The sequence below is a fragment of the Pantoea sp. XAF26B01_ASV70 genome (assembly GCF_054512635.1).
On the sequence record NZ_JBTNCJ010000004.1, the window covers coordinates 22,584 to 42,603 of the forward strand.

20 protein-coding genes are annotated in these 20,020 nt (G+C 53.5%); 10 read left to right on the forward strand and 10 right to left on the reverse strand.

Translation table 11 applies throughout. From position 1 onward, the window contains the following. Positions 1-154 precede the first annotated feature (154 nt). Together yajD and ACX8ZY_RS23375 are read right to left on the reverse strand one after the other, a co-directional pair. Positions 155-502 carry an HNH nuclease YajD gene (yajD, locus tag ACX8ZY_RS23370; protein ID WP_421665549.1) on the reverse strand — a complete coding sequence of 116 codons (348 nt, stop codon included), beginning with the start codon at positions 500-502 and terminating at the stop codon, positions 155-157. Positions 503-836: 334 nt separating this feature from the next. Next, a complete protein-coding gene (locus ACX8ZY_RS23375; RefSeq protein WP_009093121.1) occupies positions 837-1,004 on the reverse strand; it encodes a hypothetical protein in 168 nt (55 codons plus the stop codon). 287 nt (positions 1,005-1,291) lie between these two features. Between ACX8ZY_RS23375 and ACX8ZY_RS23380 the strand changes: the two genes are divergently transcribed. Next, complete coding sequence (locus ACX8ZY_RS23380) at positions 1,292-4,396, forward strand: efflux RND transporter permease subunit (RefSeq protein WP_421665550.1); 3,105 nt, start codon at positions 1,292-1,294, stop codon at positions 4,394-4,396. A gap of 59 nt (positions 4,397-4,455) precedes the next feature. Here the strand turns inward: ACX8ZY_RS23380 and ACX8ZY_RS23385 are convergent, their stop codons facing one another. Next, on the reverse strand, positions 4,456-5,481 hold the full coding sequence (locus ACX8ZY_RS23385; protein ID WP_010671942.1) for an alpha/beta hydrolase: 1,026 nt from the start codon (positions 5,479-5,481) through the stop codon (positions 4,456-4,458). A gap of 68 nt (positions 5,482-5,549) precedes the next feature. Beyond that, positions 5,550-6,674, reverse strand: a complete 1,125-nt coding sequence (locus ACX8ZY_RS23390) for an MFS transporter (RefSeq protein WP_421665560.1) — start codon at positions 6,672-6,674, stop codon at positions 5,550-5,552. A 202-nt stretch (positions 6,675-6,876) separates the two neighbouring features. Between ACX8ZY_RS23390 and ACX8ZY_RS23395 the strand changes: the two genes are divergently transcribed. Continuing rightward, positions 6,877-7,773, forward strand: coding sequence for a LysR family transcriptional regulator (locus tag ACX8ZY_RS23395; protein ID WP_010257019.1), 897 nt, complete (start codon positions 6,877-6,879; stop codon positions 7,771-7,773). A gap of 63 nt (positions 7,774-7,836) precedes the next feature. On the opposite strand, the gene ACX8ZY_RS23400 is transcribed toward ACX8ZY_RS23395, so the two are convergent. Beyond that, the gene (locus tag ACX8ZY_RS23400; RefSeq protein WP_010257023.1) at positions 7,837-8,013 is read right to left on the reverse strand and encodes a con-10 family general stress protein; all 177 of its coding nucleotides are present in this window, start codon (positions 8,011-8,013) and stop codon (positions 7,837-7,839) included. A gap of 201 nt (positions 8,014-8,214) precedes the next feature. Here ACX8ZY_RS23400 and ACX8ZY_RS23405 point away from each other — a divergent pair, with 201 nt between their 5' ends. Further along, positions 8,215-8,511, forward strand: a complete 297-nt coding sequence (locus ACX8ZY_RS23405) for a hypothetical protein (RefSeq protein ID WP_033770131.1) — start codon at positions 8,215-8,217, stop codon at positions 8,509-8,511. A 44-nt stretch (positions 8,512-8,555) separates the two neighbouring features. Here ACX8ZY_RS23405 and ACX8ZY_RS23410 read toward each other — a convergent pair whose 3' ends face one another. Both ACX8ZY_RS23410 and ACX8ZY_RS23415 read right to left on the reverse strand, forming a co-directional pair. After that, on the reverse strand, positions 8,556-8,843 hold the full coding sequence (locus ACX8ZY_RS23410) for a type II toxin-antitoxin system RelE family toxin (protein WP_010257030.1): 288 nt from the start codon (positions 8,841-8,843) through the stop codon (positions 8,556-8,558). Beyond that, positions 8,843-9,082, reverse strand: a complete 240-nt coding sequence (locus ACX8ZY_RS23415) for a type II toxin-antitoxin system RelB/DinJ family antitoxin (protein WP_010257033.1) — start codon at positions 9,080-9,082, stop codon at positions 8,843-8,845. Before ACX8ZY_RS23415 ends, ACX8ZY_RS23410 begins: the two co-directional genes overlap by 1 nt. A 359-nt stretch (positions 9,083-9,441) precedes the next feature. Between ACX8ZY_RS23415 and ACX8ZY_RS23420 the strand changes: the two genes are divergently transcribed. Further along, the gene (locus ACX8ZY_RS23420; protein ID WP_158132456.1) at positions 9,442-11,415 is read left to right on the forward strand and encodes a methyl-accepting chemotaxis protein; all 1,974 of its coding nucleotides are present in this window, start codon (positions 9,442-9,444) and stop codon (positions 11,413-11,415) included. Between the two features lie 104 nt (positions 11,416-11,519). Next, the gene (ahr, locus tag ACX8ZY_RS23425; protein WP_010257039.1) at positions 11,520-12,536 is read left to right on the forward strand and encodes an NADPH-dependent aldehyde reductase Ahr; all 1,017 of its coding nucleotides are present in this window, start codon (positions 11,520-11,522) and stop codon (positions 12,534-12,536) included. A gap of 49 nt (positions 12,537-12,585) precedes the next feature. Here the strand turns inward: ahr and ACX8ZY_RS23430 are convergent, their stop codons facing one another. Next, positions 12,586-13,254: a DUF2268 domain-containing putative Zn-dependent protease gene (locus tag ACX8ZY_RS23430; RefSeq protein ID WP_031292291.1), complete on the reverse strand. Its 669-nt coding sequence runs from the start codon at positions 13,252-13,254 to the stop codon at positions 12,586-12,588. Positions 13,255-13,604: 350 nt separating this feature from the next. On the opposite strand from ACX8ZY_RS23430, the gene ACX8ZY_RS23435 reads away from it, so the two are divergent. Beyond that, positions 13,605-14,384, forward strand: a complete 780-nt coding sequence (locus ACX8ZY_RS23435; RefSeq protein ID WP_010257042.1) for an MBL fold metallo-hydrolase — start codon at positions 13,605-13,607, stop codon at positions 14,382-14,384. Between the two features lie 75 nt (positions 14,385-14,459). Next, complete coding sequence (locus tag ACX8ZY_RS23440; RefSeq protein ID WP_158132457.1) at positions 14,460-15,452, forward strand: GlxA family transcriptional regulator; 993 nt, start codon at positions 14,460-14,462, stop codon at positions 15,450-15,452. Between the two features lie 91 nt (positions 15,453-15,543). On the opposite strand, the gene ACX8ZY_RS23445 is transcribed toward ACX8ZY_RS23440, so the two are convergent. Further along, positions 15,544-15,945, reverse strand: coding sequence for an H-NS family histone-like protein (locus ACX8ZY_RS23445; RefSeq protein ID WP_010257048.1), 402 nt, complete (start codon positions 15,943-15,945; stop codon positions 15,544-15,546). Positions 15,946-16,220: 275 nt separating this feature from the next. Here ACX8ZY_RS23445 and ACX8ZY_RS23450 point away from each other — a divergent pair, with 275 nt between their 5' ends. Then, positions 16,221-17,783: a sensor domain-containing diguanylate cyclase gene (locus tag ACX8ZY_RS23450; protein WP_459261512.1), complete on the forward strand. Its 1,563-nt coding sequence runs from the start codon at positions 16,221-16,223 to the stop codon at positions 17,781-17,783. Positions 17,784-17,851: 68 nt separating this feature from the next. Then, on the forward strand, positions 17,852-18,298 hold the full coding sequence (locus tag ACX8ZY_RS23455; RefSeq protein ID WP_010671933.1) for a VOC family protein: 447 nt from the start codon (positions 17,852-17,854) through the stop codon (positions 18,296-18,298). Positions 18,299-18,527: 229 nt separating this feature from the next. Here the strand turns inward: ACX8ZY_RS23455 and ACX8ZY_RS23460 are convergent, their stop codons facing one another. Beyond that, complete coding sequence (locus tag ACX8ZY_RS23460) at positions 18,528-18,929, reverse strand: H-NS family histone-like protein (protein ID WP_010257055.1); 402 nt, start codon at positions 18,927-18,929, stop codon at positions 18,528-18,530. A gap of 872 nt (positions 18,930-19,801) precedes the next feature. On the opposite strand from ACX8ZY_RS23460, the gene ACX8ZY_RS23465 reads away from it, so the two are divergent. Beyond that, on the forward strand, positions 19,802-19,987 hold the full coding sequence (locus tag ACX8ZY_RS23465; RefSeq protein ID WP_158132459.1) for a DUF2256 domain-containing protein: 186 nt from the start codon (positions 19,802-19,804) through the stop codon (positions 19,985-19,987). Positions 19,988-20,020 lie beyond the last annotated feature (33 nt).

Sequence of the window (20,020 nt, forward strand, 5' to 3'; positions counted from 1 at the left end):
TAACCGGCTGGTAAAAGATTCATATCGCGCTGAGTCTGGCCAGGGTGGCATCTGGCACGACGGACTACACTGCGTTCTGGCCGCGGCCAGACGTTGTGATCCTCTTCGGGAAGCGAGACTGTCACGCCGGTCGGCCAGCCTGACAGTTCAGTCATTACTTCTTCTTATTCAGCATCGACTTCAGGTCAGCAAAGGGATTGTAGGTTGCCTCACCGACATCTTTTTGTGCGTCCTCGCCAGCCACTACACGGGTGCCATACTGGTCAGCCTCGGTGTACTTTGAGTGCTCGTGGTCATGACAATAGAGACACAACAACTCCCAGTTACTGCCATCTTCCGGGTTGTTGGTGTGGTCGTGATCGATATGGTGGACCGTCAGTTCGCGCAGGTTTGAATAAACAAACTCGCGTGAGCAGCGTCCACACACCCACGGATAGATTTTAAGTGCTTTCTCACGGTAGCCGCTTTCCAGCTGCGTGTAGTTTTTAGGGATCAAAGCCATTGCCGGGATAACCTGTTATGCAGAGAAAATTTCACGATAGTGATGCCAATATATCCCATAACGGAACAGAAGAAGAAATCATCGTGTTCCTCGGGACGGGAGGCTTTAAAATCCAGAGGGTTAGCTGAAAATCAGCGTAGCCGCCTTATATGATTTTTCCAGCACGTCTCGCAATCCTGAGTAACTGCCGGGGCTGTGAGAAGGCACAAAATTATGTCGCTGTGATGAAAACTCAAAAATGATATATCTCTACGTTCCCGCTCACGCTAACCCAATTAATCAGCAGGATAGCGCCCAAAACATCCCTGTTTACCGCTTTGCTTAAAAAATGACATCAAATGTAATGCATGACACCATAAACGGCCCAGAAAATGGCGTTAGCACCCAGATAAGTCCAGCATCCCCAGTAGGCTATGGGTTCACGACGGGTGCGGAGTTTAGGCAGGAAGGCCAGTAAATAGAGGGCAGAGGCGATAAGCGAAACGAAGTAGAAAAATTTCATGGTTTTCTCCTGATCAATATCCTTTATTTGAGAATAGTCAGGGCTCACCATTTTGCTTAATGCATCATCAGATTCGTTATGGATCGGCTTTCTCTTTGATGCCCACATAGGATGTCAGCACAGTTAAATCCGCGATAAATCGAAAATGCAGCGTCCCGGGATCCCTCAGCTTTAAGAAAAGAACACGCCAGGATGTTCAGCCTGAGGTTACACCCTATAATCAACGCTGTTTGTTAGCCTGCAGGAATGCAGGTTTTGCACCCGCCCAAAAGGAAGAGATCCCGCTGATGTTTTCTCGTTTTTTTATTTATCGTCCCGTTTTCGCATGGGTTGTTGCCATTTTAATCATGTTGCTTGGCGCGCTCTCCATTACCCTGTTGCCGGTTGAACAATATCCCGATGTTGCGCCACCTTCGGTGAATATCAGCGCAACGTATACCGGTGCTTCTGCGGAGACGCTGGAGAACAGCGTCACGCAGGTGATCGAGCAGCAGCTTACCGGGCTGGATAATCTGCTCTATTTTACCTCCAGCAGCAGTTCACAGGGAAATGTGTCGGTTACCGTCACCTTCAGTCAGGGCACCGATCCGGACACGGCTCAGGTACAGGTGCAGAACAAGGTGCAGCAGGCGCTCTCCCGTCTGCCCAGCGAAGTGCAGCAGCTTGGTGTTACCGTGACCAAATCGCAGTCAAACTTCCTACTGGTGATGGGGTTGTATGACACCACGGGCAAAAGCAACAGCACGGATATCGGTGACTGGCTGGTCAGTAATATGCAGGAGCCGCTGGCCAGGACCGAAGGGGTCGGTGACATCCAGGTGTTCGGCGGTCAGTACGCGATGCGTATCTGGCTCGATCCCTTCAAACTAAACTCCTTTGCGTTGCAGCCCTCCGATGTGTCGGCGGCTATACGCTCGCAGAATATTCAGGTTTCAGCCGGTAAAATCGGCGGCCTGCCATCGCCCGACAATCAGCAGCTTACCGCCACGGTCAGAGCGCAGTCGCGACTGCAGACGCCGGATCAGTTCCGAAACATCATCGTTAAAAGCGACAAAAGCGGTGCCATCGTGCGCGTGGGTGATGTGGCGCGGGTGGAGCTGGGCGGCGAATCCTATGACATGACCACCCGACTCAACGGGCATCCTGCGGCGGGTGTCGGTGTGATGCTGGCGCCGGGCGCAAATGCGCTGGCCACCGCGACGCTGGTGAAAAACAAAGTTGAAGAGTATCACCACTCAATGCCGGAAGGTTATGAGGTGGCTTATGCACTCGACAGCACTGACTTCATCAAAATCTCCGTTGAGGATGTGGTGATCACCCTGATCGAAGCGATCGCGCTGGTAGTGGTGGTGATGTACCTGTTCCTGCAGAATATCCGTGCGACGCTGATCCCGGCGCTGGCGGTGCCGGTGGTACTGCTCGGCACCTTTGGCGTACTGGCGCTGTGCGGCTACACCATCAATACCCTGACGCTGTTTGCTATGGTGCTGGCCATCGGGCTGCTGGTGGATGATGCCATCGTGGTCGTCGAAAACGTCGAACGCATTATGCATGACGAAGGTCTGCCGGCGCGTGAGGCAACGGAAAAGTCGATGAAAGAGATCTCCGGCGCGCTGGTGGCTATCGCGCTGGTGCTATCCGCGGTATTTCTGCCCATGGCCTTTTTCGCCGGGTCGACCGGTGTGATTTATCGGCAGTTCTCCATCACCATCATCGCCGCCATGACCTTCTCCGTGGTGGTGGCACTGACCCTGACGCCTGCACTGTGTGGCATGTTGCTGCGGCCGACCTCACCCCATCGTAAAGGCTTCTTTGGCGGTTTTAACCGCTTTTATGCCGCCACCGAGCGCCAGTATCGTCACAAAGTGGTGAGCACTCTGCGCCGTCCGCTGATCATGGTATCGCTTTATGCGGCAATGGGCGTGGTGCTGTTTGTGATGTTTACCCGCTTGCCGGGCAGCTTCCTGCCGACTGAAGATCAGGGCAGCATCATGCTTCAGGCAACATTGCCAGCGGGTGCCACGGCCAGCCGCACTGAGGCAGTCAATCAGCAGATTGTTGACTGGTTCCTGACTGAAGAGAAACAGAATATTGATGTGGTCTTCACCATCAATGGTTTTAACTTCAGCGGTGCTGCGCAGAATGCCGGTATGGCATTTATCAAGCTTAAGAACTGGGATCAGCGACCGGGTAGTGAAAACTCTGCCGAAGCGATTGCCGGGCGCGCCACCTACGCGCTGGCGTCGATTCGGGATGCGCAGATCTTTGCGCTGACGCCGCCGTCGGTGCCGGGTCTGGGACAGAACAACGGCTTTACCTATGAGCTGCTGGCCAGCGGTGGCACCACGCGTGAGCAACTGGGCAACCTGCGCGATCAGCTGCTACAAAGCGCAGCGCAAAGCCCGGAACTGCTTGGTGTGCGGGCCAATATTCTGCCGCAAACGCCGCAGTTGCAGGTCGATATTGATACCAGCAAAGCGGTGGCACTGGGACTGCAGCTGGATGACGTGACCGATACGCTGACCAGCGCCTGGGGCGGTGCCTATATCAATGATTTCATCGACCGGGGTCGGGTAAAGCGGGTCTATGTTCAGGGCGACGGTCAGTATCGTTCATCACCTTCGGATCTGGATAAATGGTACATCCGTAACAGTGAGGGCACCATGACGCCATTCTCGGCTTTTGCCTCGATCCGATGGACCATGGGACCCGAAAGCCTTAACCGCTACAACGGCTCTGCCTCCTACGAAATACAGGGGCAGAACGCCGAAGGGTTCAGCTCCGGCGATGCCATGAACACCATTGAGCGACTGGCCAATGAACTCCCGGCAGGGACCACAGGAGCATGGAGCGGTCTTTCGCTGCAGGAGAAGCAGGCGGGCGGGCAGTCAACCACGCTGTATGCGATCTCGATTCTGGTGGTGTTCCTCTGTCTTGCTGCGCTGTATGAGAGCTGGTCGGTGCCTTTCTCCGTGCTGTTAGCGGTGCCGCTCGGCGTGCTGGGTACCGTGCTGGCGGTGGCACTGCGCGGATTAAGCAACGATATCTACTTCCAGGTGGCGTTGCTGACCACGGTCGGACTCACCTCCAAAAACGCGATACTGATCATCGAATTTGCGGAGGATGCGGTTCGTCGGGGAAGTTCGCTGAGCGCGGCTGCGTTGCAGGCAGCGCGAACCCGTCTGCGGCCGATTATGATGACGTCGCTGGCCTTTATCGCCGGGGTGATCCCGCTGGCGGTGGCGACGGGCGCCGGTGCTAACAGCCGCATCGCCATCGGCACCGGTATCATCGGCGGTACGCTGGCAGGCACGGTACTGGCGCTGTTCTTTGTTCCGCTCTTCTTTGTGCTGGTGAAGCACTACCTGACCCGCCATCGCAAAGGCCAATAACGCAGAAAGCCCGTCTGCAGGCGGCTGCAGACGGGCTGGGATCAATGATTAGCGGAAGATTACAAATGCTGTTTAAAGAAGGCGGTCAGCTTCGCAAACGGGATCAGGTCAGTGCGGTCATAAAGGTCCACATGGCCTGCATCAGGCACGATATAGAGCTCTTTGGGCTGTGCCGCACGCTGGAACGCATCTTCGCTGAACTCGCGTGAATGCGCTTTATCACCCGTGATGAAGAGCATCGGGCGCGGTGAGATGGTCTCAATGTCATTAAACGGATAGAAGTTCATGAATTTCACGTTGCTGGTGAGCGTCGGGTGCGTGGTCAGCGCAGCTGAACTGTTTTTCGGTGTGAACTCACCGCGAGGCGTCCGGTAAAAATCATAGAACTCTTTGGCTATCGGAGGCGAATCAGCATCGATTTTATGTGGTGTACCACTGGTGTACTCAGTTTTACCCCCGGTGAACTCTACATAGCGTTGCTGTGCCGCCGCTTCAATGATTTGCTTGCGCTGCGCCAGTGTCTGGCTTTTATTCAGCGCATTACGGTTGGCTGACCCCATGTCATACATGCTGACGGTAGCAATGGCTTTCATGCGGGGATCAATCTTCGCTGCGCTGATGACAAAACTGCCACTGCCACAGATACCCAGCACACCAATCCTGTCGCGATCGACAAATTCGCGGGTACCCAGGTAATCCACGGCGGCGCTGAAGTCTTCGGCATAGATATCCGGAGAGACCGCGTTGCGTGGCTGGCCTTCACTTTCGCCCCAGAATGAAAGATCAATTGCCAGGGTAACAAATCCCTGCTCAGCCATTTTCTGCGCATAGAGGCTGGCGCTCTGCTCTTTGACTGCGCCCATCGGATGACCTACCACAATTGCCGGAAGGCGCGCCGTTTTACCGGCCTCTTTCGGTCTGTACAGGGTGCCGGTCACACCCATCTGATACTGGTTTTTAAAGGTGACTTTCTCGCGGGTGACTTTCTCGCTTTGATAAAAGTTATCGGCGCCGCGTGACATATCGGCAGCGCTGGCCGCAAATGAACTGATCAACAGTCCAAACATCAGGGTTAATGCTCTCATAAGAAGATCCTTATCGGGGTTGACGACGTCAGGGCAACGGGTTGCCCGGTTAAACAACGCATCTGCTATCAGGCAGCGCTTTCCTTACGGGCGGTGATCATCGCCAGTCCGGCGGCAGTGACCAGTAATGTGGCGCTGATAGCAAAGGTGGTCTGCCAGCCTGCATGGTCAAAGGCCAGGCCACCCAGCGTCGACCCCAAAGCAATCGACAGCTGTACGATGGCCACCATTAATCCGCCACCGATCTCTGCATTATCCGGAAAGGTTCTGGCGATCCAGGCCCACCATCCGGTTGGTGCCGCTGTTGCCACCAGTCCCCAGATGCCAAGCAGTGGCGCCACCAGCCACAGGTGATGACCGAACACCATGAGCAGCACCGCAACCAGCGCCATAATCAACGGGATGATCATCAGGGTCAGATAGAATCCGCGCTGCAAAACAGCACTGATAATCAGCGTGCCGATAAAGCCGGCGACACCAATGGTCAGCAGCACCAGCGACAGCGCAGAAACGTCAACCTGCGTCACGGTTTCCAGAAACGGACGGAGATAGGTAAACAGGGTGAACTGGCCCATAAAGAGCAGGCCGCAGGCGGTCATACCCACCGTAACCAGCGGCGAACGCAGCAGCTGCAGAATTTTTCCGCTGTGCTGCCGGGCCGAGTTGACCGGCATCGATGGCAGCGTGAACGCCTGCCAGAACAGGGCGATCAAGGCTACCGGCACCAGGCTGAAAAAAGCCCCGCGCCAGCCGATGACAGAACCGAGATAGCTGCCCAGCGGTGCAGCGATAACCGTCGCCAGCGCATTGCCGCCGTTGAAAATGGCCAGCGCGCGCGGCACCTGCCCGGTGGGGACCAGCCGGATAGCGACCGCCGCTGACATCGACCAGAAACCGCCAATCACCACGCCAATCAATGCCCGGCCAGTCATGTAAGTCAGATAGTTGGGTGCCATCGCCACCATCAATCCGGATAGTGCCATTACCAGCGTGAGCGCCAGCAACAGGATTTTGCGGTCGAGGTTCCCTGCGATGCGGGTTATTGAGAGGCTGGTGATCACTGCCAGTGCGCCGGAGATAGCGATGCCCTGTCCGACCAGACCTTCGCTGACCGCCAGATCTTGTGATAACGGCGATAACAGGCTGACCGGCATGAATTCAGAGGCGATGAGCGCGAATACACACAGCGTCATTGCCCATACACCACCCCAGTGCGCTTCTTTATGCCGGGGGGAACAGTCAGTTGTTTCCGTGGAAGTCATGTTGTGTCCTGTTTCATTGTTTGCGGTGCTGATGAACTCAGGAAATTTTACTGTTTCGCTTTATATTGACTAGCTAATGAATCCTTAATGGGGTTATAACCAGAACTTATAAATCTATCGGCGGGAGTGCAGTATGAAGCGCAACATGAATGACCTGCAGGCTTTTATTACCGTGGCGCGTGAGGGCAGCTTTACCCGCGCGGCAGCGCTGCTGGGCGTGACGCAGCCCGCGTTAAGTCAGACCATTACCGCGCTGGAAAACCGGATGGAGATTCGGCTGCTTACCCGCACGACCCGTAACGTCTCACCGACCGCGGCGGGTGAACGGTTAATCCAGGCGATTGGCAACCGATTCGATGAAATTGAGGCGGAACTGGATATGCTGACCGCGATGCGGGACAAGCCAGCCGGCACGGTACGGATCACCTGCGGGCCGCATATTCTGAGCTCACTCCTGATGCCAAAGCTGACGCCATTGCTGGCGGCTTATCCTGATATCCGGCTTGAGTTCGATGCTAATCATGGCTTACGCAATATCGTGGCCGATCGATTTGATGCAGGGGTCAGGATGGGAGACACCATTGATAAAGACATGGTGGCGATGCCGATAAGCCCGCCATTACGGATGGCTGCGGTGGCCACGCCCGACTACTTTCGTCGTCATGCTGCGCCGCAGGTTCCGCAGGATCTGCTGCATCACAACTGCATTAATATGCGGCAGGCCACAGCGGGTGGGTTGTACGTCTGGGAGTTTGACGGTGAAGAGGGGCCGTTAAATGTGCGGGTAGATGGACAACTGACGTTCAACACTTCGGCACACATTGCAGAAGCGGCTCTCGCCGGGCTGGGGATCGCTTTCCTGCCTGAGCAGGAAGTCGCAGAAGGGCTGGAGCAGGGCACCTTGATCCGCGTGCTGGAGCGCTGGTGCGAGCCGTTTCCCGGCTATTACCTCTACTATCCCAGCCGCAAGCAACATTCACCCGCTTTTACCCTGGTCAGAGAGGCATTAAGGCTAAAAGAGGGGGCATGATGAAACTTATTGGAATAGATGCCATTCCATGGCGTAATACGTCCTAAAGCGCTTTATTCAGAATTACTTAGAAGGACGGCGACTAATTTTGCCTCCTTTCCGACCGGCTTCCCTGGCTTTTTCAGGATCGTTTTTGAAATTGCCCCCACTGGCCTTGCCTCCTGCACTGCCAGCTTCACTCGCCCGTTCTGGATCGTTGGCAAAATTGCCGGCACCACCTCTGTATTTCTGTTGTGTCATAGGAAGACCTCATATCAATGTTCCATTAGATAAAAAGGACTAGCTAGTCACACCTGCAAGCATAGTCGTCCGCTTCGTTTATGCAAATGCACATACTTAATTGATTGATAATAGTGATGTTAATTTTTCGAAGGGGGATAGTGTCGGCAGGGCCTTAGGTGATGAACTACGCTTACAGACCTGACGAAAAAGGAGAGTGCTATGAGTAATGCGACCTTAATCGATACGCTTGAGCTGGGCTCTGACGAGCAGAAGCAGAAATATGAGATTTACGGCGATGATGCACAGACGCCCACTTTTGCTGTCATCTACCGGCAGCAGGGCGATAGCTGGCAGCAGCTGGATGAGAAAATCACGTTCGCCGCGCAGGATGAACAGCAGGAAGCGAGGGGATCAATGGGCTACGGTTCCGGCGACACGCTGCCAGATTTACGCGACCTGCCTGCCGAAGCTCGGGAGCGCTGCGAACAGCACTGGAACCAGCAGAGTGACAGGTAAACAGGAATAGCGCCGCTTTGTTTGTTAGCGGTGAAGTCGCCTGTTTAAGAGAGACGCCTGGAAGCGGCAGAATAAACCTCTGAGCGCTCTCTTTTCCCGACAGCCACCACAAAAACCACCACCCGGTCATCAATAACCTGGTATACAAGTCGATAACCGGATGACTTTAGCTTGATCTTATAGCAGTCAGGTATCCCGCTGAGTTTGTTCGCCTCAATTCTGGGTGACTCAAGACACTCAGCCAGCTTCTTTTTAAGCTGTTCACGTACTGTCGGGCCCAGCTTGCGCCACTCTTTCAGTGCCCTCTGATCGAACTCCAGTTGCCAGGTCATTAAAGGTCATCCAGTGTGACCCGGACAGGCTCAGGGTTTCGCAGGCGTTCTTTAACTATGTCTACTAACGCCGCATCTTCGTCACTGAGTAACGTTTGCTTAAAGGGAAGACGTTCATTATCTGCAATATATTCAAGCATCAGGCGCAGCGCATCAGAAGGAGTCACACCCATTTTTTCGAGCGCAGCATAGGATCGTGTCTTCAGGTCATCATCGATTCGAATGTTAATTGTGCCCATAGCGAGTTCCTTTGTATTTACACTTGACATTACAATTGTCGCACTGATGAGTCTGTATCGCAAACAGTAAACATCAGTCACCCGCACAGCCTTATATCTTCCCGATAAAATCACGCTAAAGCTTATTTTATGCTACGAAAATATAACATCTTCATCCATTAAACCAACTGCAGCAATCGTTAAAGGTTTTCCCGCTACTGGCGATAACCAACAGGCGTTGAGCGCGCCGATCATTGATGAACCCGGCACTCCGCGACGAGTTCTGAACGCGAACGGACCTGCTTTTAGCCCTCCTTTTATACACACCAGAAAGCGCTAATTTAAGCGCAAATTACTCAAATAAAAGCGAAAATAATAATATGTCGATCATTAAGACGATCAAAAGACACCTGCCTGTTGCCCGTCTTAGGCGTAGCAGTCAGCCTGCCAATGGCACCTACGATTGTCGTGCGTTGCCAGATTCACTGGCCTCCGTGGGTTTAAGCTCGCGGGCGGGCGGCATCCTGATGACCTTCGTTCCGCCTGAAGCCGATTTTCAGCGGGTCAGTCAGGCCTGGCAGCGATTCAATTCCGCCGACCTGACGGTATTGACGCTCTCTTCCAACGGCGCGCTGAGCAGCAGCAGATCGCAAAGCACCTACTGTGATGGCAATGGCCCGGAGGGAAGCTACCTCTGGCTGCCGGACACACTGATCGCACGCCATGAGACGCATATTGTTGATCTGCATGTCGCCGACACGCAGACGGCCAGCCAGCGCATCACCGCCATCCAGCAGGAGCTGGCGCGCTTGCAAGTGCGGATGCCGCTCTCGGCCGATCGTACTTTCGCCATGATTTACTGCGACGGATTATCGGCATCCGAAGGCTTTCTGATGCAGGCCTGGTATAACAGCGGGCGCTTTCCCTGCCTGGCGATTGGTGGTTCTGCCGGGGGTAAAATCACCTTTGATGGCACCTGGATTGGTACAGGTGGCAGGGTGTTGCAGGGCAAGGCTGTGATTGTGTTCTGCCAGATGGCGCCAGGAAAATCATTTGCTCCTTTTAAAAGCCAGAACTTTACGCCACGCGATCAGAGCTGGCTGATTGCTGAAGCCGATCCGGTTGCGCGTACTGTAACGTCAGTATTTAACCGCCAGGGGCAGCAGCAATCGTTTGTTGCGGCGCTGTGTGAACATCTCAACTGCAACGAAGCGCAACTGAGCGAAAGGCTAAAGGGACTCACTTTTGGCGTTAAAGTTGGCGGCGAGTACTTTATTCGCTCAATCGCCAAAATTGAATCGGGCGGCGTACACTTTTTCTGCGATCTTGAGTTTGGCGATCGACTGTTCCTGATGGAAGAGAAAGACTTTAAACAGACGACGCAGCAGGAGTGGCAGGCTTTTACCGCTCAGCATGGCAAACCCGCGGCGATCCTGATGAACGACTGTATCCTGCGCCGTGTCGGTAATGCCGATAAGCTGCATAATGCCCATTTCTTCAAAGGCATTGCCGCCGCCGGTTTTTCCAGCTTCGGCGAAATCCTGGGTGTGCCCATCAATCAGACGCTCTCCGCGCTGGTGTTCTTTAATCATGACGTCAAAGCGATGAGCCAGTTCCCGGTAGAGTACGCCGGCTACGCGGCACACTACGCGCAGCGAGCGTTGCGCCGCTGGGAAGCGCTGAACAGCATCCAGACGCGGGTGCTGGATCGGGTTATCACTTATCAGCAGGCGCTGACGCCGCTGATGGAGGCGCTGCCGGTGCTGGAAACAGCCACTCAGAGCCAGGGAGAAACCCTGAGCCTGGCAGAGAGCAGTATCCGTAACATCAGTAACATCGCCACCGAGAGTCAGCAGGCGCAGGGCCGGCTGGATGATGGTCTGGACGATCTGGAGAAAATTTCCAACGGCATCAATGAGATTACGCATGGCATCAGCAATATTGCTTTCCAGACCAACATCCTGGCGCTGAATGCCGCAGTAGAAGCGGCTCGTGCAGGCGAAGCTGGGCGGGGATTTGCTGTGGTCGCGGGCGAAGTTCGTCGTCTGGCGCACTCCTCAAAAGAGCAGGCTGAAGCTACGGCCAGTAACATCGATGAGGCAGTCAGCACCATCTCACGTATCCGGCTGGTGGCCAGTGATTCGGCGCAGACCGCCGCCCAGATGGCAGAGCGCAGTATCAGTGCAGCCGATACGCTGGCGGCCATGAATCAACAGACGCGACATGAGCGCGCTGACATTGCGAAGCATCTCGGCAGCCTGCGTGAACTGACGCAGGGGATGGATGCGATGCAGGAAGCCGTCGCGCAGCTCAAGGTGTTACAAACTCTTTCCGGTGCGCAGGTTAAGGGCTGATTTATCAGCATAAAAGACAAAAAAGTGCGGTGTAAGCGTAACGACCAGGCAGGGCGGGCTTTCAGTTGTTACACTTGTCGGTGATTAACCACGCAGAGGTATGAATGAAAATTAAAAGTTATGCAGCCATGCAGGCTGGCCAGGCCCTTGAACTCTATGAGTACGATGCCGCCGAACTGGCAGCCGAAGAAGTCGAAGTCCAGGTCGAATATTGTGGCGTCTGCCACTCAGATCTGTCGATGATCGACAACGAGTGGGGCATCTCTCAGTTCCCGGTGATTGCAGGACATGAAGTGATTGGCCGGGTTTCAGCCCTGGGCGAAGCGGCTAAGAACAAAGGTCTTTCAGTCGGCCAGCGTGTAGGAATCGGCTGGACAGCAAAAAGCTGTCAGCACTGCGATGCCTGTATTAACGGCGAGCAGGTTAACTGTCAGCAGGGCAGCATCCCGACCATCATGAACAAAGGTGGTTTTGCCGAGAAGCTGCGTGCTGACTGGCAATGGGTTATTCCGCTGCCAGAAAAACTGGATGTGGCGAGCGCCGGTCCGCTGCTGTGTGGCGGTATCACCGTGTTTAAACCGCTGCTGATGAGCAACATCACGGCAACCAGCCGTGTGGGTGTGATTGGTATCGGCGGACTGGGCCATATCGCAATCAAGATCCTGCACGCGATGGGTGCCGAAGTGGTGGCATTCAGCTCAACGCCAGATAAGAAGCAGTCGATCCTGGATATGGGCGCGGATGAAGTGGTTAACAGCCGTGATCCAGAAGCTCTGAAAAAGCAGGCAGGCCGTTTTGACCTGATCCTGAGTACTGTGGCGGTCGACCTGGACTGGAAACCTTATTTCGCTGCGCTGGCACCTCAGGGTAAATTCCACACCGTGGGTGCCGTGATGAAGCCGATTGAAGTGAGTGCTTTCGATCTGATCCTGGGCGACAAAGCGGTGACCGGTTCATCAACCGGCTCACCAGGCCAGCTGCGTTCGCTGCTGCGACTCGCCTCGCGTGCGGATATTGCGCCACAGGTTGAGTTCTTCCCGATGTCTGACATCAATAAAGCGCTGGATCACGTTCGCGCCGGTAAAGCCAATTACCGTGTGGTTCTGAAAGCCGATTTCTGATGCGAATCTGAAATGACATGCCGCAGCCTGCTGCGGCATTTTTTTATCCTCAATTTGTCAGCAGTCCCTTAGCCAGCCCCGCGGCAATCACCTCATCGGCTGTCACGCTGAACCATTTCTCTGTAGCGCATTCCGCGTTATCACGTCGCCATGCGGCAACCATCTGGTAGCCCAGCGTATAGCCATACCATCGGCGAAAGTCACCCGTGCCGAAGAACCAGGCAGAATGATCATAATGAGGACTTTGCAGCGTGGTCAGCGGCACTGGATTAGCCTGCAACTCGCTTAGCTCTATGGCTTGCTCCCAGGGCTCTGCTGCCGTTTTAAGCAGCCAGCAGACGAACTGACCCGCCAGACCTTCGCTGACCAGCGCTTCACCCAGCGTCCAGCCATATCCCGGCCCGCGCATTCGCAAACAGTGATGGACTTCATGCACGATATGCCGCACCAGCGTGCCATTTTCCAGCATCCCGGGCAGATTCGGATTTGCCGGGTCAATGGCCAGGCCGAACAGGGTGGGCCCGTAAGCCCGGCCTGCAAAACCGGTTTCAGGTATTACTGCCTCCGGCATGCACTGAACCAGAATATCCAGACGAGGGACACGTGTCACGGAGGAGAGGTGCTCGCAGGCGAGCTCAGCGGCCCTGACTATTGACGATTTATAGGGCCCAACATCACCCGATGCCTCAAGCCAGTGCAATTTCCATAAGTCGTTCACAGACTCTCCTGTCAAAGGTTGATAATCAGAACACAGGTCCGGGACGCGCCAGAGCTACTAATACCTTAACCGGCAATGCTTTAAACAGACACCGGAAGAAAGCGTTATCGTTGTCGGTAAAGAGTTAAAAGCAACTTCCGGAACGCCTGCCATTCCTGAACATTCAGGGCTGTCTCGTCGCGACGCCAGCACCGATAGATACCCTGCCACAAGAAAATAGTGCAGTTTGGCCCGTTTCCATCGAACACTGTCCTCTGAGCCTGTCACGCGCAGGTAAACAGTGCCGTAAAGTGATCTTATGGTAGCCAGTAAGCCTGGCTGATTTCACTGAAACTGTTTACGGAGCCAAAATGAAGCTGACCCAGATTCGTAATGCCACCCTGCTACTGGACTATGCAGGCAAAAAATTCCTGATCGACCCGATGCTGGCCGAAAAAGAGGCCTGGCCCGGATTTGCCGGAAATGCCCGTCCCCATCTGAGAAATCCGATGGTTGAGCTGCCTGTCCCGGTCGCTGCACTGCTGGCAGTCGATGCGGTGATTATTACTCACACGCATATGGATCACTGGGATGAGGCTGCGCAGCAGCTAGTGCCGAAGACGATGATGATCTACAGCCAGGATGAAACGGATGCAGCGCTGATTCGTTCGCAGGGGTTTGAAAATGTTCGCGTGCTGCAGGATGAGAATCCGTTTGTTGATGGCCTGACGATTTATAAAACCGACGGTCAGCACGGTAGCAATGCGTTATATGCCGACAAAGTGATGGGCGATATTCTGGGTGACGCCTGTGGCCTGGTCTTTACCCATCCGGCAGAAAAAACCCTCTATATAGCTGGCGATACCGTATGGGTCAAACCCTATGTCAGAGCGCTGCAACGTTTTCAGCCGCAGGTGGTGGTAATGAATATCGGCAATGCAACCAACGATCTCTATGGCCCGATTATCATGGGAAAAGAGGATACCCAGCGCACGCTGAATATCCTGCCTGACGCAACGCTGGTTGCCTCACACATGGAGGCGATCAACCACTGTTTGCTGACGCGCGCGGAGCTGCGTGCCTGGACTACCGAACAGGGTATTGCTGACCAGGTGCTGATCCCGGAAGATGGTGACACAATGACGTTCTGAGCGTCGTGGCACTAAACCGGCACAATTGTGCCGTGAGTTCTCAACACTACGCTGTCACACAATAAGGGGGAGAGGATGGCTGCTCTGAGAGTCGCGGTGCTGGCAACGGCCGGTTTTAGTCCGTTTCATTTTTCAGTTCCCTGTATTCTGTTCGGCTCAGCCCTGCCGCAGCCGGATCTGTTTCATGTCGATATCTGCGCACTGAAACCAGGCCCGGTCATCTCAGAGATGGGGTTGTCAATTACGGTGGAACAGGGTCTTGACCCGCTTGATCAGGCGGACATTATTATCGTGCCCTACTGGCATAATCCGGCTGAAAAACCTGCGCAGGCGCTGCTTGATAAGCTGGTGGCAGCCTGGCAGCGCGGCGCAGAGATCGTTGGACTATGTCTGGGCACTTACGTACTGGCTTATGCAGGTTTGCTCGATAAGCATCGTGCTGCCACTCACTGGGAATTTGAGCGTGACTTCAGCGAGCGCTTTCCACAGGTTCACCTCGACAGTAATGCTCTTTATACCCGGGACACTCGTCTGATCACTTCTGCAGGCACCGCGGCGGGCATCGACTGCTGTCTGGATATCATCCGTCACCACTATGGCAGCGCCATGGCTAATCGGGTAGCCAGACGCATGGTGGTGCCGCCTTACCGTGAAGGCGGTCAGGCGCAGTTCATTGAGCGGCCGGTTCCGGAAACAACGCGTGACAGTAAGATCAACGCGTTGCTGGCGTCGCTGCGACAGAATCTGCATCAGCCGCAGGATCTTGACTCACTTTCGCGGACGCTTGGCATGAGCAGGCGAACGCTGACGCGTCATTTTCACAAGGCGACAGGCATGTCCCTGGGAGAGTGGCTGACAGCAGAGCGTCTGCAACGCAGCCAGCTATTACTCGAAACCACCGGCATCAGCATTGAATGTGTGGCAGAAAAGGTGGGTTTTGATTCGCCCGTGTCATTTCGTCAGCGTTTTAAATCCCGGTTTGGCGTCTCTCCCAGTGAGTGGCGCCGGACATTTCGCGGGCCGCATCCGGTGATGAGTGATGAGACATTACGACAGGACGATGAGTGACCAGGCCCGGATGAATTTCTGCGCCTGTGACTTTGCCTGCCGGAATATTCCCGCGTAATGACGGTCACTATTCCGGCAGAAATAAATGCGACTACAGCAGGAAATCATCCAGCGACTGGCCGTTTTCAATGGCCGCCTTAATTACGGAGGGCGTTCGGCCCTGACCCGTCCAGTAACGAACCTGACCATTTTCGTCATTGTAACGGTATTTCGCCGGACGCTTTGCGCGTTTCTTTTTGCCGGTTACCGAGGGGGATGCGCTATTCACCAGCTCCGCCGGGTTAATCCCTTCTTCCATTAACAGCTCCTGGTAGAACGCCAGTTTTTCTGCTTTCTCACGGGCTTCCGCTGCCCGCGCGTTTTCCTCTTCACGACGTTCATTTACCACGGTCTCTAATTTCTGGCGTAACTCTTCCAGCATATCTAAAGCCATATTGCGCGCCTCTGCACGAAGCGTGCGGATATTGTTCAGGCTGCTCAGGTTCTTACTCATAACAAATCCTCAAATACTCAACTTAATCAATGAAGTGCAAATTATTCAGCTGGCAAGGGTAACATTTACCCACGTGATATTTGAAGCGCTAGTGTAGCCTTATTCGCTATTAATCCTCTATTAAGGGTGCTGGTTGAACCAACAAAGAAGAAATTTTAAGCGAAATCTGCTGGTTAATTGCGGATTATCATTGTTGAAACAGGATTGTGGGATTTGCATTTTTGCTTTTGATTAACTGTGCTTAAATCAGTCAACAGGGTTTATTAAGGACAGGCATGAAGTTTCGCCAAAAAAATGAGGGTTCAGCACCAAAAATCTCGCCGCTGCTAAGAAGTATTATCCTTTCAGGCGTATTGCTCAGCGTGGCGGTGATTGGCTTAAATGTGTGGACGCTGCGGGAAGACTGGAATGAGACCGTCGATAAAGCTGAAGATACGGCAGTTAATCTGTCGCTGTCACAGGCGCGCCAGGCGGACGATACTTTTTTGCAGACCGAGCTCTCTTTGCGCGAGGTGCAACGCGAGCTCGAAAAGCAGATTGCCACAACCGGTGTAGATGGCGAGGCGCTGAGCCAGACGATGCGCCTGTTGCAGAGCCACCTGCCACAACTACATGGCTTATTCTACTATGATGCGCAGGGGAAATGGATAGCCACTTCTATGAGCCGGATACCGCCTGACATCAATAATTCCGATCGTGAATATTTCGATTATCACCGCACCAGCCCGCGCGATACCCTGCACGTCGGCCCGGTGCTTCGCAGCCGCACCACTCACGAGCTGGTGATCCCGGTTACGCTGCGTGTGAACGATGCCTTTAACGGCTTTCGGGGCGTCTTACTCGCCACCGTCAAAGTGGACTATTTCCGCCGTTTCTACAGCTATTATGAACTTAGCGAAGGCGATGTACTGGTACTGATGCTGGCAGACAGTACCGTGCTTTACGCCCGTCCGATGCCGGATAGCTACATCGGCAAAAACCTCTCAGTGAGTCCGCTTTTCCTCAGGATGCTGGCCCATGCGGATAAAGGCAGCGGTCAGTGGACCGCTGCGCTTGATGGTAAAAAACGCATCTTTGGCTTTGTCCGCTCACAGCGATACCCGCTGGTGGTGGCCGCGGGATATGACAAGCGCGCGCTGTTTAACCACTGGCTCAAGAGCTGGGTACATGATCTGATTCTGAGCCTGGCGCTGCTGATTGTTATTCTTTTACTGGGTGCATTTGTACTGCGTCAGGCACGGCATACGCTGCGTTATCAGCTTGAGCTGACCCGATTACGCGATGATCTGACCGCGGCTAATCGCGCACTGGAAAATCTGGCACAGAGTGACGGGCTGACGGGTGTTGCCAACCGGCGCCATTTTGATCACATGCTGACTGAATGCCTGCAGAACGCGGAGCGCAGTGGCAAGCCGGTGTCATTAATCCTGCTCGATATCGATTATTTTAAACGTTTCAACGATACCTACGGCCATGTGGCGGGTGACGACTGCCTGAAAAAAGTGGCTACTGTTCTGAAAAACGCCGCCCGCCGCAAAAACGAACTTACGGCCCGATATGGCGGCGAAGAGTTTGCCATTATTCTGCCCGGACAGCCGTTGTCAGCCGCCTTGAACTTCGCTGAATTGATCATCGACGCCGTTAACAGGCTCGATATTCCGCATCTCACCACGGAACTGCCGCAAAAGCACGTCACCCTGAGTGCAGGCTGCGCCGTCTATCTTGCTTCAGACTCACAACAGGAAAAAGAATCGCTGATAGCGCGCGCGGATGAGGCTTTGTATCACGCGAAACGGGCAGGGCGTAACCAGGCCATGTGTGAAGAACGTAGCGGCTGAGCATCCGTGATCAAATCCTGAATCCTGCCTGTGGCATGGTGACAGCTCAACTTAAACAGGGAGCGGCCATGTCAAACGATACCGGTTTCACTCATCTTGCTTTACAGGTACGGGATTTAGAGAAGAGCGTAGATTTTTATCAGCGTTATGCCGGGATGCAGGTGATACATCAGCGTAAACCTGGCATTCCTGAAGCACAGAAAGTGGCATGGCTGTCGGATTTAACCCGACCTTTTGCGCTGGTGCTGGTGCAATCTGACAACAATGAAGATACGCCGCTGGGTCCATTTGGTCATATAGGCGTGGCCTGTAGCAGCCGTGAAGAGATAGATGAAAAAGTGGCACTCGCTCGGCTCGAAGGTGTGTTGCGACGCGACGCGCAGCAATCTGGTGTGCCAGTCGGCTACTGGGCATTTTTTGCCGATCCTGATGGCAATACGCTTGAGCTCTCTTATGGTCAGCAGATCGGACTGGAAATTATCACAGCCCGCAACACGCAATCGCTGAATAAATAAAGCGGTTGAGAGAACAGAATGAATCCCATTATCTGTTGCGTGACTGCGTAAAGCTTTTCAGTTATTGAGTTCAGGGTAACGCCTGAGCAGGATTATGGATGGAGAGACAATATCAAGATGAGAAAGGAAAGGGTACAGGCTGGCCGGTAATTGAGATGCTTGAGCCTGACGATTTATGGTGAAAAAACCGCCTGCCTGACGCAGGCGGTGTTTCATTATGCATACTGAATTAAATCAGGAAATCATCCAGCGATTTACCTGCATCAATGGCAGATTTAATAGCAGATGGGGTACGGCCCTGGCCAGTCCACTGCTTAACCTCACCATTTTCGTCGGTGTACTGATATTTAGCCGGACGAGGAGCGCGTTTTTTCTTCACGGCTGGTGCAGTCGGCATACCATTTAACAGTTCGTTAGGATCGATACCTTCCTGCAACAGTAATTCACGGTATTTTGCCAGTTTCTCAGCTTTTTCACGATTAGCTGCTTCAGAAGCCTGTGCTTCTTCACGTCGCTCACTCACTACAACCGACAGTTTTTCCAGCATTTCTTCCAGGGCAGCAAGGTCAAGTTCGCGAGCGTTTGCGCGAAGGGTACGGATATTATTCAAGCTGTTGAGAGTGTCACTCATCAAAGTCACCATAGTCATGTTCAGATAATAAAATACAGAGCGGGTTCACGCTGATGCTTTTCGTCAGACCTGCTTTTTTAAGATGCTTGCCTTCGAAGAATCAAAATACAGAACCGATAGTTCAACGCCAACATATTAATCGCTTTCTCAAAGAGTTTAAACTGTAATTAACGTAAGACCCTTAAACAAAAGTAAAGTTACTCTTTTTTTTACACTCTTCGCTCAAAATGTCAAAAAGGTGCCTCATCTGATGATGTTCAATAATTTAGTTACGTTATGGATAAACCGGGCTTTCACGCCGCTTTTCCAGCGGAATCGCTTCGCTAATCACGGAGCTGCTTTGTTCCGAGAGGCAGTCACCGTGCATACTTCTCCAGATAAAGCTGGATATGTCCATGAGGCCACCATAATAGGGTTGTAAAGGACGCATAGCAAAATTACTAAAAAATAACCATCAGGCGGCTGATTTATTCAGACTATATGTAAGGTCATGAAATCAGATTAATTTATCACTTAATTAACGTTCTGGTTAAGGCGATCATCACCAGACGGGTTATGGCTTTGTTTTAAAAGCCTGGAGAGACAAACCCCAGTAAAGGGGGATAAAACAGTCAGAATCACGCGTGACCTGTATGACCCTGGATTGATTATTTACGGGCGTAATGACTTTTTAGCCGCCGTATGGGGCCAGAGAGGCTGTCCGCTAATCAAGGAAACCTGAGCCACATCATCCGGGTACCATATTGCCTTATGCGCCGATGAAGCGGTAAACAGTGCGATCTCAATTGCCCTCAATACTTACTCACAAGCAAGCTAAACTGTATAAGAGACGCTATTGTCAGCGTTATAAGGGGTTTTCAGGAGAGACTGGCGTGTTCAAAGGCAATAAAAAGTCATTACCGGTTCGCTACTGCAATACGTGTAATAAACCGATGTCATGGCGAAAAAAGTGGGAACGATGCTGGGACGAGGTGTTGTATTGCTCGGAACGGTGCCGGCGGCAGCGTACTGATCGGCAAGAGGATGATACAGAAATAAAACCTGAACCTGACCTCTGACGCTGATCAAAGCCGGCCAGGGATTGACCTGGC